A 15,802-nucleotide genomic window follows, 5' to 3' on the forward strand; every position below is an offset into this window, starting at 1 on the left:
GGCATGTCACTCCACAGGAGTGTCCGGCTTCACACGCTGACGCCGGGCCAACAGCACGCTTAGTATCCCGATCCCGAAAAAGGTCACTGCCAGTCCTGCCCATAGCCGGGGCGGCACGTAGCGGAATTCAACCTCGGTGCGGCCCACCGGAACCGCCACGGCTGGCATAACCCCGTCGACGAGCTGAAACGCAACACGTTCGCCGTCTACGCTCGCCTCCCAGCCTCTCTGGTATTGCATCGGGACGACCAGGTGCCCTGCACGCGTCGACTCCACATCGACACGAAAACGCGAAGGGCGATAATCAACCAGCCGCGCCTTGCCACCCTCCAGACTATCCAGGATGTTACCCAGGTCGGATGTCCAGTACGGGCCGCTCAGGCATCCGGAATTGCGCAGCGCCACGACTGTGCGTCCCTCCGCAAGCACCTCCGTCGACCCGTCAGGCGGCCCCAGCACCGTGTACGTCAAGCTCCCCGGGAACTCCCGATCGCCGACACGGACATGCCCGGGGGCGTCCTGGAGCCGCCATGCCGTAAGCCTGCGGTTGCGTGGACCCGGGTGATATACCATCGCGAACTCGTGCGAACCCGCAGCCAGCGTGACCGGCCCGAAGAGAAACGACGCCATGGCATTGTCCACGACGTCTGCCGCGGGCTTCTCGACCCGAGATACGACCTGGCCACCGGTTCGCAGGGTTCCCTCAATGGTGCCGTCCAGATCACGTGCGTGATAGGTCGCCAACCTGACCTGCACCGCTGCAACGATGGCGTCGGCACCCAGGGTGAAAGGCTGAACCACTTCGGTGCCGTTGATCGGTGCCAGAGCGGCCGGGCTTCCTTGCACCTCTTCAAGGATCTTGACGCGGCCATCGCTTCCGGTCGGAAACAGTGCATAGCAAAGACCCGTGATGTCGGCCAGCTCGCCGTCAAGCCGGAACCCGGAAGCGGAAATGGCCGTCGCGGTTGGCGAGGTGAACGGCTCGTCCGCCATCCCCGCCAGGACCGCTTGCAGGGCGGGTGAGCGCAGTGCGTGCGCATACCATTCGCCCAGGCCCACGGCACCAAGCGTTCCGGAGATCAGAAAGAGCCTGCTGTCCTGCGCGACATATTCGAACGGACCGGCTGCCTGCCGCACGGCTTCGATCTGGGGACTGTGCGGATAGAAGAGATGGGCCGGAACCGGTCCGTTGTAGCGGCGGAAGCGCTCCCCCAGGTCCCATGCCTGTCCCAGGCACGCAGCAATCCCCACAGCCACTGCGAGTCCTCGCCAACGAACACGTCGCAAAATACGGTCCAATGCGACCGCTGCCAACAGGATGATCCCCAGGTCGAGCAACAGGATCGCCCGCGTCCAGAGGTTGTTCGACAACACCGGCAAGTGCCCGCCGATCTCGCGTGGGAGAAGGCCAAACACGAGCATTCCCCCGGTGGCGAGGCAAATCGCACCGGTGATTGCGATCGGATTACGCCGGCGTCGTACCAGCGTGATCAGCCCCAGAACCGCCAACGGCAGAGCCAGGATCCCCACGTACATGCTCGTCTCGACGTCGAGGTTGTCGCGGCCCCAAGGCAGACCGAGCAACCGTCCATGCTTCGCCAACGTGAGGCTGCTGCCGTAGGAGCGCCCCCCCAGGTCGATCGCCTGCAACTGCGATGCCAGCGTGAAAATGGGTATCGCCACCAAGGTCAGTCCGAGCGCCAGGCCTCCTGGCACCGCGAGCATGCGTCCGATCCGTCGGCCGGTTGTTTGACTGGGCAGCATAGCCACGGAATGAACCAGGGCAGCGCCCAGCCCGATGGCGACCACGAAGGGGAAACCGCCCAGGAACATCATCGCCGTCGCCACCGCAATTCCGACCAGCGCTCGTGTCGTGCCTGTTGCCATGTACCGGTCTACGGCAAGCAGCAGCCATGGGATCCAGACAGCGGTATGCGTATGCGGCCAGTACAACCAGGCGGTCATGAAACCGCATGCGATGAAACTGAAGCCGGCGAACAGCGCGGCGTAACGATCGCAATGGCGCCCCACAAGCAGATGCATGCCCAGGCCGCCCCACGCCAGCGTGAGCAACATGCACAGGTAAAATCCAATGGCAGGATCGGAGCTGGCCGCGAAGGCGGCAAATCCGATCGTGAGATGTGCATTGGCAGGGTTGAGGATCTGAGCATTCCCGCCCGCTACCAGAGGATTCCACAGTGGCAACTCTCCTCGCCGGAGTTGGCGACGCGCTTCCAGCCAGTTCGGCAGCTGTGCGTCGAGTACGTCCGAGCGCGCACCGTGCCGGACCTGCACGTCTTCAGTGCCCGTCTGCCAGCCTGCATAGCTCCCCAACAGGTCGAAGGGGCCCACCGTCTCCCCGCGAAGAGGGTTTGCGCCCAGCAGGAGGGCCACGATAACGAGGTAGGCCAGCGCCCAGCCGGCCAGGCGCAGCCGGCGGCGCCGTCGATCGGACACCTCGGCCTGACCGGAATGCATGCCAACCTTTCCCGCTGCCACGCCACTCATGGCGCGATCCCGACTGTTGCCCGCAAGTCGCAATAGGTTCCAGTGCGTGGCTCTGTCAGTACGACAAGTTCATAACGGCCCGGGGGAAGGCCACCGATGCGCACGGATACATTGAACCCCGAGTTCGCCAATGCCTTGCTTCCAAGCACGCTCGCGACGTCGGGCCGCGAGCCGTTGGCTGAGAACGTTACCGCATGGCTGGAGCCCTCGCCGCGAAACACCAGCACCGGCGAAGCCGGAACGCGCCTTTTTGCATCACCAACCCAACCGCTGAAAAGCACACCGGCCCCTCGACCAAGAGTGACTTCACGCTCACCGCGGCCATTGATTGCATCCAGCGCACAGACGCCCCCTTCGACTGCGCCTTCGACTTCGGTGTAAGCAGAGGTTGCGACGTAGTCGAGAGCCATGTTCACCACCGATTGGGAGCCGCGCGCGACATCCGGGATTGCATTGCTCGGTATCGATTCGGGGGCATCCTCCTGGCAGGCCGCCAACGTACACATAGCGATTCCAGCAGTAGCGAGAAGAGAGTGCAGGGACATCTGCTGGTCCAGAGATGAGTGAAAACACCTGCATGATAGAATCGCCGCCGGTCCAGTGGCCACCCATGTCCGCAGACCTTTGCTGGTGACAACGTGGCACGGTGGGCGCACTAGGCGCTTGCAGGCCTTCTCCGCGCGTTTACCTTATATAGACCCCCATGAAGCTGATCATCCAGATCCCTTGCCTCAACGAGACCGGAACCTTGGCGATCGCCATCGAGGCGCTGCCGAGTGAGGTCGTCGGCTTCGACACGGTGGAATGGCTGGTCATCGATGACGGCTCGACGGACGGTACCTCCGAACTCGCACGCCAGCTCGGGGTCCACCACGTCGTACGCCATCCGGTCAACCGCGGTCTGGCCGAGGCCTTCATGACCGGGATGGATGCATGCCTGTCGCTCGGCGCCGACGTCATCGTCAACACAGACGCCGACAATCAGTACGAGGCGCGTGATATTCCCAGGCTGACCGCGCCGATCCTAGCCGGCGAGGCGGACATGGTTATTGGTGCTCGGCCCATCAGCGAGACCGAGCATTTCTCCTGGATCAAGAAACAGTTGCAACACCTTGGCAGCTGGGCCGTGCGCGTGGCAAGCAAGACCGACGTCGCCGATGCGCCCAGCGGCTTCCGCGCGATCTCGCGCGATACGGCGATGCGGCTCAACGTGTTCAACCCCTACACCTATACGCTGGAGACGATCATTCAGGCCGGGCAGAGCAACCTGCGCGTGGTATCGGTGCCGGTGCGCACCAACGCGGACCTGCGTCCATCGCGGCTCGTGAAGAGCATCTCCAGCTATGTGCGACGCTCTCTGGTGACGATTTTCCGGGTGTTCGTCACCTATCGTCCGCTGTTCTTCTTCTTCTGGATGGCCACGCTGCTGGCCGTGCCGGGCGTGCTGATCGGGCTGAGGTTCATCTATCACTACGTGAATAACCAAGGCAGCGGTTACATCCAGTCGCTGATCCTGGCGTCGCTCCTGCTCACCCTCTCGGCGCTAGCCGGCATGTGCGGACTGCTGGCGGACCTGATCGCCACAAACCGCAAACTGCAGGAACGGGTTCGCGTGGAGTTGCTGCGGACCCGACTTGCGAAGGGAGACCCCGTCGTGTCCGCCACCCGGCCTCGTGCACCGGCGAATTAGGTCTAAGGCCTAGCTGTGATCTCTCAGTAGGTTGTTCATCCGGGGCATCTCTGGAAGATGGGGGTTACGAGGCCAACCCAGCCCCCAAGAGCCCCGGATGAACCTGCATAAACATGCCCGTCTTACGCCTCGCGGTCCAGCCCTGCTTGTCGAGCGGGTGATCGACCATGGCCTGCGGGTCGAGGAAGCCGCACACGCAGCCGGGGTCAGCGTCAGGAGCGCCACAAATGGTTGTATCGCTTCCGTGAAGAAGGGCAACTGGCCTTCATAACCGCTCGTCCCGACCTCTGCAATCTCTATCGGCCACACCGCCGGCGCTGATCGAACAGGTGGTCACGCTGCATCGCCAGCACCAGATCTACCGTCAGATCGCGCTGGCCTTGCCCGTCGGGCTGAGCACGATTGCCCGGCTGATGCGTTGCGCGAGACTGCACCGGCTGGCCAAGCTTGAGCCAGCGCGGCGCGCCCCGATAACCGCTACGAATACCCGCGCGCCGGCGACTTGCTGCACCTGGACATCAAGAAGCTGGGCCGGTTCTGGCGCCCTGGCCATCGGGTCACGGACGATCGCCAAGGCGCGCCCGACGGCGCAGGCTGGGAGTTCGTCCACTTGGCAATTGACGATCACTCCCGGGTCGCCTTCGCCACCATCGAGAACGACGGACGTGGCTCCAGCGCGTGCCGCGCACTGCTGCAAGCACTGCGTTACTACCGTTCTCTGGGCGTAGGCTTCCGTCGGGTCATGACCGATAACGGCGCCTGCTACAAAAGCAGGTGGTTCCGCCGACTCTTGCGGCGCTTGGGCCTGCGCCATCTGCGCACCCGCCGTTAACGCCACTTACCAATGGCAAGGCCCAGCGCTTGGTCCAGACCACCTTGCGCGAATGGGCCTATGCCAACTCCTACGACAGCTCAGACCAGCGTGGACAAGCCCTTCCCCTCTGGCTGCACCAGTACAACTGGCATCGACCGCATGCCAGCCTCGGCTACAAGCCCCCAATCACTGGCCCCCAGCTTCCGCTGAGCAAAGTCATGGGTTTACACACCTAGCCGTTCCGCTTGAGTACGGCCACGCGCGTGGCCACGTCCGGGTACGGCGTGTCGTCCACAACCGGCGCGATCGCCTCCCATACCGTCTGTGGCGAGAAGCGCTCACGGATGAAGTCCTGCCCAGCCTTCGATGCCTGCATCCACCATGTGTCATCTTCGACCGCACGCAGGATCGCGTCTACCAGCCCCGCGGCACCATCGGCCACCGCCAGGCAGGTGGCATCGCCGAGGCCCTGCGCGCCCACCGGAGTGGTGACGCAGGGCACGCCCATGCGCATCGCCTCGAGCACCTTGCCCTTCATGCCGGCGCCGAACCGCAGCGGCACCACGGCCGCGCGCGCGCGCGCGTAGGCGGCAACCAAGTCGGATTCGGACACGGCACCGGCGACCTCGATATCGTCGTCTGCCAGCGAGAGCATCCGCTCGTCAGGATCGGCGCCGATCACAACCAACCGCAACCCCGGCCGTTCGCGCCGCACCAGCGGCCAGACTTCTTCGGCGAACCAGGTGATGCCATCGGCGTTGGGGGCATGTCCGAAGCCGCCGACGAACAGCAGGGTATCGCGACCGGACAGCGTCTCCTCCATCAACCCGGGCAGCAACGGCGGCGGGTCGTAGGCGAACAGGGGAATGGTCGTGGCGTCACCACGCGCGCCGTTCGCACGCTGCCACTCCCTGACGACCGCGGTTTCTTCCACCGACGGATACAGGACCAGGTCGACGGCCCCCCAGATGCGCTGCTCCAGGTCCTGGATCATCCTGACCTCCAGGCCAGCGCCTTCGCCACCGGCCACCTCGCGCGCGCGCTGCAGGCGCAGGTAATGCACATCGTGCCCGTAATACAGGACCGTGGCATCGGAATGTCGGCGGACATCGTTGATCATGTCGCCGGCCACGTGTGGGCGGCTGAGCACGACGTAGTCCAGATAGCGTCCGTTGGCCTGCATCCAGGCTTCGAACCCACGCCCGCCGGTGCCGTTGCCCACCACTTCGATGCCATGCATCGCCAGCAGGTCCAGGTGACGCTTGTCGTCCTCGCGCTGGTGGCTCCAGAACTTGACCTCGAGTCCGCGCAGCCAGAGCAATCGCATGAGCTGCCACATCGCCCGCGATCCGGCGTCGGCATCGGTGTGCGGCGGCAGGGCATCGACTATCAGGACCGTCTTCTTGAGCTGGGCCCGGCTGCGGGCAAGGAACACGTGCTCCCCCGGCGCCATCTGGGCACGCTGCAACTCGCCAGCCCAGCGCTCGCGGAACACCACCTGGTTCCGCACCTGCCAGGCCTTGCCTCCCTCAGTGGCGTCCGTGCCATGCGACAGGCCCTCCTGGTGCACGACCACAGACGCGGGCTGGTAATAAGTGCGCATCCCCTGCTCGCGCAGGCGGAACGCAAGATCCGTGTCCTCGTAGTACGCCGGCGCATAGCGCTCGTCGAAGCCGCCGAGCTCGCGGAACACGCTCGTGCGCAGCATGACGGAGGCGCCCGACACGTAGTCCACTTCGCGCACTGATGCATGCGCGGGATCGGTCGCATCGCCGCCGCGGCCGACGTTGCAACCGTTGCCGTCGGACCAGACGATCGCACCCGCCTCCTGCAGGCGGCCGTCCGGGTACACCAGCATCGAGCCGGTCATGCCGCAGTCGCCGAAGAGGGCGAACGAGCGCAGCAGCGCGTCCAGCCAGCCAGGCCTGACGACCGTGTCGTTGTTGAGGAGGTGGACGTACTCGCCCCGCAGCAGGGGCAGCGCGGCATTGACCGAGCGCAGGAAGCCGAGATTCGCGTCGTTGCGCTGGTAGCGAAGACCGGGGACGGTCGCGAAGCGATCCATCTCGACATCGCCGGAAGCGTCCTCGACCAGGACGATCTCGAATGGGACACCCGCACCCACATCCCGGATCGACTCAAGGCAGGCGCGAGTCTGATCGAAGCCACCGTAGGAGGTGACTAGGATCGATACCAGCGGTGCCTCATGCTCATCGAAGGCCAAGCCGAACAGCGGGAGCCCGGCACGCGACGGCAGCACCGCGACAGCATCGCCGGCTCCTGTGTTCACCGCCGCCAGTCCGGATTCAAGCATCGACGCCCAAGCTGCATCCTCACGTGCCAGGCGCTCCGCCCTGGCGAGCTCATGCCGCGTCGACGCCAACGCCTGGTTTGACCCGGCCAGTTCCGATTCGAGCGCGGCGATCCGCAGGTTCGCCTGATGGTGGATGGTGGCCAGCGACTGCAGCTCGGCCAGCACGTTGCCTGTCGCTCTGTTCCTGGCATCGACCAGTGTGTCGTATTCCGCGATGGCATCGGCGAAGGCGCCGGTACGCAGCTGATCCACCGCCGCCGGGGGAACGACGACGATCTCGTAGATTTCGTTGGTTGGCAAAGCCATGCGCGCAAGCTCGCGCATGCTTCCGGAATCGATCGCCACCACGCACGCCGAACCGAGCTCGCCGGCATCGGCGTTCCGGCTGCGGCTGAGTCCCGTGTAAAGCATGCCGCCAATACCGAATGCCAGGCCTCGCACATAGCCATCCAGCTCAAGCGCCCCGACCGCCTCGAACCCGCGGTAGCTGCGCAGCGTCCGCGCCTCCGAGTCGCACAACCACAGGAGGCCTCCGTGCGACACCAGCGAATGCGGCTGGGACAAGCCGGTCACCAGCACCTCGCCGGTTTCGACGTCAAAGACTTCCCCCGCCCCGCGCGTGGCGCCCTTGTAGCCTCTGTGCGTGGCGAAGCGCCCGAACCTTGTGGCCAACAGGCGGCCTTCGTGCATGCACACCGAGTTGATGTGCTGCGAATCCTCCTCGCCCGGGAACGCCCAGTTCCGCAGGGTGGTGAAATCCGCGTCCAGCTCGAGGATCGCGTTGGTCTGGGTCGCGACGACGTGGATACGGTCGCCGTGCCGACGGACGTCGTGGAGATCCAGGGAGCGGTCTGCCAGCTTCACCCGTATCGATTCGCCGCCGCGCAACCAGCGCAGCTCGGCGATGCCTTCGGCCTGCCTGGCCAGCAACGCGCCGGTCGGCACGAGCGACATCCCGACCGTGTCCACCCGTGACCAGCGCTCGACTCCGGTCGGCCCCAGCATGAACACGCCGCCTCCATTGACCGACGATACCAGCAGGCGCTCGGCGGGCCAGCCGCTCACTGAATCACCCGGATCGCTCCGGTGCGCGCTTCGAATCCAAAACCCGCCTCCATGTCGGCAACGCCTTCGGCGTGGTTGAGCTCGCCGGTCACCGTGAGTATCAGCACGTCGGTCCTGCGGTCGATGGCATGGATCTCATGGCCGTCCTCGTCCAGCTGCGATACGCCGACGGTCACGAAATACTGCCCGCGCAGCATGGCGCAGCGGAGGCTGAACTCCGCGATAAGGGTCGTTCCGGCATCGCAGCGATACAGCTCGCCGCGCGAAACCATGGTGTTGGAGCTGTAGACCACCACCCCGGTGACCGTGAGCACGCGGAGGCCGAAGATCAGGCGATCCAGCGCCTCGGGCGCGTGGTAGCGCACCAGCATGCGGAACGGCTCGCGCGCGGGCACCATGGGCCCGTTGCCGTGCCCGCCCACCACCATGCAGTCCACGGTCCGCATGCGCCCGTCGCCGAGGCGTGTCTCGTCGCGGTTGTATCCGGGTCGCGTCGCCATCAGCTCGCGCCGGCCCGCAGCCATGAAGGCCTGGATCTCTGCACGGTCCAGGTCCGCCTGCGTGGCCTCCAACTCTGTATCCGTCCCTGTCGTGGCGCCTTCAAGCACTGATTCGTCGGCCGCAGGCGCCGCGTCATCCTGCAGTTCGCCAAACACCACTTTCAGGTACTGCTTCACCGCCGGCTGCGTATCGCCGTCGAACACCAGCCGCCCGCCGTCCAGAACGATGCCGCGGTCACAAAGCTGCAGGATCGAGTCGACCGCATGGGTGACGAACAGCAGCGTGCAGCCGCCTTGGCGCATCTGCTCGATCCGCTTGAAGCATTTGCGCTGGAAATAGATGTCGCCAACCGAGAGTGCTTCGTCCACGATCAGCACGTCAGGATCGGTGTGCACGGCGACCGCGAAGGCGAGGCGCATGAACATGCCGCTCGAATACGTTTTCACCTGCTGCTCGACGTGGCTGCCGATCTCGGCGAAGGCGAGGATCTGGTCCATGCGCTCGTCGATCTGCCGCTGGCTCAGGCCAAGCAGGCTGGCATTCATGCGCACGTTCTCGCGCCCGGTGAACTCGGGGTTGAAGCCGGCGCCGAGCTCGAGCAGCGCCGCGATCCGCGCCGACACCTGCAGCTCGCCACTGCTGGGCCGGAGGATCCCCGCGATGATCTGCAGCAGGGTCGACTTTCCGGAGCCGTTGCGGCCGATCACGCCGATGCTTTCGCCGCGGCGGATGTCGAGATTGATGTCGTGCAGCGCATGGAACTGCTTCACTGGCCTCAGCGACGGCGCCAGCACATGCAGCAGTTGCTGGTAGGGCTTGTCGAACATCGGGAACGACTTGCCGATGCCGCGCAGTCGAATGACCGTCTCAGACGACATCGGCGAACCCCCGGCTGCTGACCCGGAACCAGGCGTAACACAGGTACAGCACCACCACGCTGACCACGCCGCGCCAGGCCAGGCCGGTCCAGTCAGGCAGCCGTCCCCACAGGGCCACTTCACGCACCTGGTCGATGAAGAACGTCAGCGGATTGAGCTGGAACACGAGCTGGTACTTTTCGGACAGTGCATCCACCGGAATGATCGCCGAAGACAGGAACAGCAACGCCGTCACCACCACCGGCATGGCCTGGCTGAGGTCGCGCAGGTAGACGCCCAACGAAGACAACAGCCAGCCCATTGCCACCGCCAGCAGTGCCAGTGGCAGGACAACCACGGGAACGAGGAAGATCCATGGCGAGAACGTGCCCGCCAGCATCGTCGCCAGCACCGCGAACACCAGCACGTTGGCCAGCAGGTGGAATCCGGCCGAAAGCATGACCGTCCACGGCAGGATATGCAGCGGGAACACGATGCGCTTGACGTAGTTCGCATTGTCGACCATCAGCCGCGGCGAGCGGCCGAGGCATTCCGCGAAGAAGCCGTGCACCATGATGCCGAGGAACAACACCACGCCGAACGGCGCCTCGCCCCCTGATGCCTGTTTCCAGCGACTGCCAAGGATTTCACCGAAGGCAATGGTGTAGATCAGCAGCATCATGAGCGGACCCAGCAGCGACCACAGCAGCCCGAAGGTGGCGCCACGGTAACGGCCAAGGATGTCGCGCATGACCAGTTCGCGGGTGAGGTCGCGATAGCGCCCCAAAGCTGAGAAGGGCGCGAATATTCGCGCCCGCCACTGCTCCCGCCCGCGCCTCTGGACGACAGGATCAGACATCGCCGCAGCCGGCTGCCATCACTCGATCACCAGCCTGGTCCGCAGGTCGCAATATGCGGACGTCTCCGGATCCATGACCACGGACATTGCGTAACTCCCGGCGGGGATGGTGGCCATGTCGACCCGCAGGTTGAACCCGGCGCTGGCGAGCGCATCGGTGCCCAGCGACGCGGCCACGTCGGGCCGGCTGCTGCCCGCGACCAGTTGCAGGGCGTGGCTGTCGGCACCATTGCCGAACACGAGCAGCGCACCCGTTGGCACCTGCTTGGCCGCATTGGCCGCCCAGCCACCGAACACCGCGCTGCCGCTGCCCGCCAGCGTCACCACTTCGCCACGTTGGCCGTTGGCGGAATCAAGCGCGCAGAACCCGACCTGCGGGGCATCGGCGGCCATCACGTACGGGGCCGGCACGACGTCCGACGCCGGCACTGCCGCAGCCGCAGCCGGTGCCGGCGGGGGGGCATCGGAGCCGGGGGCGGGGGCGGTCTGCGGATCGGCGCCGCAGCCCGCGACGAGCATTCCCGCGGTGATCAGGGGCGCCATCAGGATCATCTTGTTCATAATTTTTCCAGAGAGTTGGGGCGTGTATCGGAAGCCGTAAGACGCGGTCAGCTGCTGCCGGAGCGCAACGGCGGCGCGGGCCAGATCGTGCGGGGGGGGAAGGCCAGCTGGTACAGCTCGTCGTTCACGCTGAGGTTGTTGTTGTAGGCGGGATCGTACTGCAAGGCCTCGCCCCAACGGTCGCGCATGTAGACCACTTCGCCGTTGAACCTGGACATTTTCTCGGGGGATGTCTCATACCCGCGGGTTGCGGACTCGTGGTGGTAGAGCTCGGCGAACGGCGTCCAGATGTTGCGATAGCCGGCTTCGCGTAGTCGCAAGCAGAAATCGACATCGTTGAACGCCACGTCCAGCTGCGGGTCCAGCCCGCCCACGTGCTCATACGCCGCGCTCGTGACCACCAGGCAGGCAGCGGTCACCGCGCTCAGTTCCTGGGTCAACCGCGCACGGCTCATGTGCCCGGGGTGGCCCCGCGCAAAGCCCGAGTAGGCGTGCGCGGCCACGCCGTGCGCACCGACGATGACCCCGGCGTGCTGGATGGTGTCGTTGGGGTAGTACAGCATGGCACCGACGGCACCCACGCCCGGCCTGCACGCATGGCCGACCATCTCATCGAGCCAGTCAGGGCTGATCACCGTGATGTCGTTGTTCATCAGGCACAGCACCGAGCCGCGCGCTTCGACTGCCGCGCAGTTGTTGATCTTCGAGTAGTTGAACGGCTGGTCGTACTTGATGATGCGCACGCGAGGCTCGTCGGCAAGCGTCGCGAAGTAGTCCAGCGTGGACTTCGCGCTCGACTGGTTGTCGACGATGATGATTTCGTAGGAGGCGTACGTGGTCCTGGCGATCACCGAGTCGATGCATGCACGCAGCAGCTCCACGCCGTCGCGCGTGGGGATGATGATGCTCACCAGGGGCGCCGGGTCGGGCACGGCATAGCGCACGCGATAGTTGCCACGCTGCCCCGGGATGTCCTCGACGCGGCCCGTGGATCCGACGCGCTCCAGGTGCTCGGCGATGGCGCGCAGGCCGGCATGGTGGGCGTAGTCCTTTTCCTGCGGGGCAAGCGCGGTGGAGCCCTCGATCGCCCGCCAGTGGTAGAGGACCTTGGGGATATGCCCGATCTGGTCGGGCCGCACGTTTTCAATGCACCGCAGCGCAAGGTCCCAGTCCTGGCTGCCCTCGATGCCTGTGCGAAAGCCGCCGACCCCGCGCACAAGGTCGGCCTCGTAGGCACCGAGGTGACTGATGCAGTTGTGCGAGAGGAACAGGTCGTAGTTCCAGTCGGACTTCATATACGGATCGTAACGGCGCCCGTGCGCATCCATTTTGTCTTCGTCGCTGAACACCAGCTTCCACTCGGGGAAGCGGTTGATCGCAGCAGCGAGTTCGGACAGGGCAAGCGGATGGAGTTCGTCGTCATGATCGAGCAGCACCAGCCAGTCACCGGTGGCGATTTCGATCGCGCTGTTGGATGCGGCCGAAATGTGGCCGTTCTCCGGCCGGTGCACCACCTTGATGCGCGAATCCCCGGCGGCGAAGGCATCGAGCAACTTGCGCACGTGCGGCGAGGGCGAAGCATCGTCGGCAAGGCAGAGCTCCCAGCGGCCGTAGGCCTGCGCCCGGACGCTGTCAATGCACTTGCGAAGCCAGTGCTCCGACGTGTTGTAAACCGGGACGATGATCGAGAACAGCGGCTGCACGGGGAGCGCGGCAGCTTGATCGCGCGCGGCGGCGAGCACGTCGGGCGTACAGGCATCGTAGAGTTCAAGCCACGTCTGGTATCCCACGCGGGCACTGCCCTCGGGAGCGCGCGCGTACAGGGAGTAAAGCCGCCCCGCGAAGGCGGCCGGCCCGCCGGACAGGAACTGCGCGCCGAGACCCGCGAACCAGCGGAACCTTTCCCCGATGCCGACCGGTGCCCGCAGCAGTTCACGCAGCATCCAGGCCGCCGCTTCGCGACGTCCTGTCCTGCGCAGCCGCAGAGCCTGGAGGCGGAACCTGCACACGGCCACCGCCGGGTCGAAACGCAGGCGGCGCACGTCGTTGGTGAACAGCACCAGGGCCCGCATCCGGCCGTTGCCGGCGTCACGCAGGGGCACGTACACCTTGTGCCGCTCGAGCTCCGGATCGCCGTAATCAGGATAGAAATAGCTCCACATGTCCGGGCCCTGGAGCCGCTCCATGACCACGTCCACCTCGTACCAGCCGGCCTCGAGGCCGTCTTCAGGCAGCAGGCAGCGGAAACTCGGGTCGTTGCCTACCGCTTCCCAGCGGCCGTCGCCGCCCAGGCTTCGCAGATGGTTCGTAGGCTGGATCCCGAGCTCGATCGCACCCGTTGCCGGGGCTGCCAGCTCTTCATGTTCGGTCATTGCGTCTTCCATGGTCTGTCGATATCGCCATTGACCAGAGTGGTCACTTCCATGCGGGCCAGCCAGTGCTGCAGTCCCCGGCGCGGCGGCGAAGCAAGTTCGTTCGCCGCGCCGTGGCGCAGCGAAAGGTTGGGGTTGTAGGCGGGGTCGTCTTCGAGCACAGGGCCCCAGCGATCGATCATGAACATGACCTCCGAGTGGAAGCGCTGACGCTTCTCCTCGGTGTCTTCGCTGCCCCGGCTCGCGGATTCGTGGTGGTAGAACTCGGCGTGGGGGGTCCAGAGATTGCGGTAGCCTGCCTGGCGCAGGCGCAGGCAGAAATCGATGTCGTTGAAGGCGACCATGAGGTCCTCGTCCAGGCCCCCGACCTCGAGCCAGGCCGCCTTGGACACCACCAGGCACGCCGCGGTCACCGCACTCATGTTCTGGGCCAGCGCCGCCCTAGATTCCAGGCCGGTGCTGCCGCGCGGCTGCCGCGAGTAGACGTGGCCGGCAACGCCGCCAAGGCCGACGACCACCCCGGCATGCTGGATGGAGTCGTCGGGGTAGTAGAGCATCGCGCCAACCGCACCAATCCCCGGGCGCAGGGCATGTGCCGTCATCTCGTCCAGCCAGTCCGGGGAAAGGACCTCGATGTCGTTGTTGACCAGCGCAAGAATGTCGCCGCCGGCCTCGCCGGCCGCGAAATTGTTGATCGCCGAATAATTGAACGGATGCGCGTAGCGCAGCACGCGCACTCCCGGCCGCGACTCGAGCGACGCCAGGTATTCGAGGGTATCCACCTCCACCGACCCGTTGTCGACAACCAGGACCTCGAAGTCGGGGTAGGTGGTGAGGGAAAGGACGCTCTCGATGCAGCGCCGCAACAGATCGACCCGGTCGCGGGTGGGGACGATGAGGCTCACCCTCGGCGGCTGCGCGGGCAGCGGCCAGCGGACGTGGGCGCCCCGCCCGGCCGGCTCGATCGCAAGCACGCGCTCGGCAAGGTGTTCGCGCAGGGCCGACCGGCGCGCTTCGGCGACGGCTTCAGGATCGAGACCACTCCCCGCGTCCGGCCAGTGCGAGAGCACCATGGGCACGTGGACCGGCCCGCGATCGCTGCCAGCGAGGGACCGCAAGGCGAGGTCGGCGGCCAAGGCAGGCGCATGGTCGGCGCGGAAGCCCCCGGCCTCGCGCAGCAGGCCGATGTCGAACAGCGCCGTATCAGCCACGTAGTCATGGGACAGGAACAGGTCGGGGTTCCACGCCGGGCGGAAACCGGGCGAGTGGCGACGCCCCGCTCCATCAAGCCGGTCGCAGTCGGAATAGACCATGCCTGCATCGGGCTTGCCCGTAACCGCCTGGGCGAACGCCATGAGCGCATGTGGCGCGAACACGGGCGCACCCTCGATCACGCCAAACCAGCCTCCGGCCGCGACATCCAGCGCCTGGTTCCACGTCCCGGCACCATCCGCCGCCCCCTGGATACGGCGGATGCGGGTGCTGGCCGCAACCGCGGTCTCGACAGCGGCGCGCATCGGGCGCGTCAGCGCCTCGTCATCGCAGGCGAGCAGGAGTTCCCAGTCCGGATAGCACTGCGCCAGCAGCGACGCGACGCAGGCCTGCACCAGGTCATGGCGCTCACCGGACACCGGGAGCAGAAGGGAAAACAGGGGCCGTACCGGCATCGCGCCGACCACGCCCCGCAGGGCAGCCATGGCCTCCGGCGACAGTGAGTCATGCAGCCCGATCCACTCGGCGTACGATCCCGGCGGTTGTCGCAGGCTGTCGGCTCCGCCACCGAGCAGCCACCCGGATGCCGCCGCGGGGCCTTCCAGACGCGCCAGCGCCACACCCTGCGTGAGCACATCCACCGCCGAGTCGGGAAATGTCTTTGCATCACGCGCCAGCAGCTCAAGCAGCAGCGCGCCGGGTTCAAGGGACTCGAGTTCGAACCGGCCCAGGCGAAAGCGCCCGGCCTGCTCGCTGGGGTCGAACCGCAGCGGCCCGACGACGTTCCCGACCGAGGCCATCGCGCCCCAGCGCCCGGTGCCCTCAGGCTGGAGCTCGATCCGCCCTGCTTCCGTCCAGCCCTCCCCGGTATCGAGGTAGACGCAAGGACGCTGCAAATGGTCTCCGTCCAACTCGACGCTGATGCGCAAACCACCGCTGCGCCCGCCAGGAAGCGGGACCATGAAATGTGGATCGTCGCCCGTGGCCAGCCACCCGTCGTTGCCAAGCGGCTGCAACTGGTTGAGAGGCGTGCAATCGAGTAAAGCGCT

At 65.9% G+C, this 15,802-nt stretch carries 9 protein-coding genes and 1 pseudogene; 2 read left to right on the plus strand and 8 right to left on the minus strand.

Annotated elements, in window-relative coordinates:
• Positions 1–6: 6 nt before the first annotated feature.
• Positions 7–2,508, minus strand: coding sequence for a YfhO family protein (locus WCD84_RS08445; protein ID WP_343281070.1), 2,502 nt, complete (start codon positions 2,506–2,508; stop codon positions 7–9).
• Positions 2,505–3,053, minus strand: a complete 549-nt coding sequence (locus WCD84_RS08450) for a hypothetical protein (RefSeq protein ID WP_343281071.1) — start codon at positions 3,051–3,053, stop codon at positions 2,505–2,507. Before WCD84_RS08450 ends, WCD84_RS08445 begins: the two co-directional genes overlap by 4 nt.
• 158 nt (positions 3,054–3,211) lie before the next feature.
• Here WCD84_RS08450 and WCD84_RS08455 point away from each other — a divergent pair, with 158 nt between their 5' ends.
• Together WCD84_RS08455 and WCD84_RS08460 are read left to right on the plus strand one after the other, a co-directional pair.
• On the plus strand, positions 3,212–4,198 hold the full coding sequence (locus WCD84_RS08455; protein WP_343281072.1) for a glycosyltransferase family 2 protein: 987 nt from the start codon (positions 3,212–3,214) through the stop codon (positions 4,196–4,198).
• A 97-nt stretch (positions 4,199–4,295) separates the two neighbouring features.
• Positions 4,296–5,248, plus strand: a pseudogene (locus WCD84_RS08460) (IS481 family transposase).
• Here WCD84_RS08460 and WCD84_RS08465 read toward each other — a convergent pair.
• The 6 genes from WCD84_RS08465 to WCD84_RS08490 all read right to left on the minus strand — a co-directional run bounded on the left by WCD84_RS08465 (position 5,245) and on the right by WCD84_RS08490 (position 15,649).
• The gene (locus tag WCD84_RS08465; RefSeq protein WP_343281073.1) at positions 5,245–8,391 is read right to left on the minus strand and encodes a glycosyltransferase; all 3,147 of its coding nucleotides are present in this window, start codon (positions 8,389–8,391) and stop codon (positions 5,245–5,247) included. The pseudogene WCD84_RS08460 and the gene WCD84_RS08465 sit on opposite strands and share 4 nt — an antisense overlap.
• Positions 8,388–9,770, minus strand: a complete 1,383-nt coding sequence (locus tag WCD84_RS08470) for an ABC transporter ATP-binding protein (RefSeq protein WP_343281074.1) — start codon at positions 9,768–9,770, stop codon at positions 8,388–8,390. Before WCD84_RS08470 ends, WCD84_RS08465 begins: the two co-directional genes overlap by 4 nt.
• Positions 9,760–10,536 (minus strand): ABC transporter permease, encoded by a 777-nt coding sequence (locus WCD84_RS08475; protein ID WP_343281075.1) that lies wholly within the window; start codon positions 10,534–10,536, stop codon positions 9,760–9,762. Before WCD84_RS08475 ends, WCD84_RS08470 begins: the two co-directional genes overlap by 11 nt.
• A 90-nt stretch (positions 10,537–10,626) precedes the next feature.
• Positions 10,627–11,169: a hypothetical protein gene (locus tag WCD84_RS08480; RefSeq protein WP_343281076.1), complete on the minus strand. Its 543-nt coding sequence runs from the start codon at positions 11,167–11,169 to the stop codon at positions 10,627–10,629.
• A gap of 47 nt (positions 11,170–11,216) precedes the next feature.
• Entirely contained in the window at positions 11,217–13,541 is a 2,325-nt protein-coding gene (locus WCD84_RS08485; protein ID WP_343281077.1) for a glycosyltransferase family 2 protein, read from the minus strand.
• Positions 13,538–15,649, minus strand: a complete 2,112-nt coding sequence (locus WCD84_RS08490) for a glycosyltransferase family 2 protein (RefSeq protein ID WP_343281078.1) — start codon at positions 15,647–15,649, stop codon at positions 13,538–13,540. The genes WCD84_RS08485 and WCD84_RS08490 overlap by 4 nt, the downstream gene beginning before the upstream one ends.
• Positions 15,650–15,802 lie beyond the last annotated feature (153 nt).

This window comes from Luteimonas changyuni (assembly GCF_039548395.1).
In the GTDB taxonomy this organism is placed as follows: domain Bacteria; phylum Pseudomonadota; class Gammaproteobacteria; order Xanthomonadales; family Xanthomonadaceae; genus Luteimonas.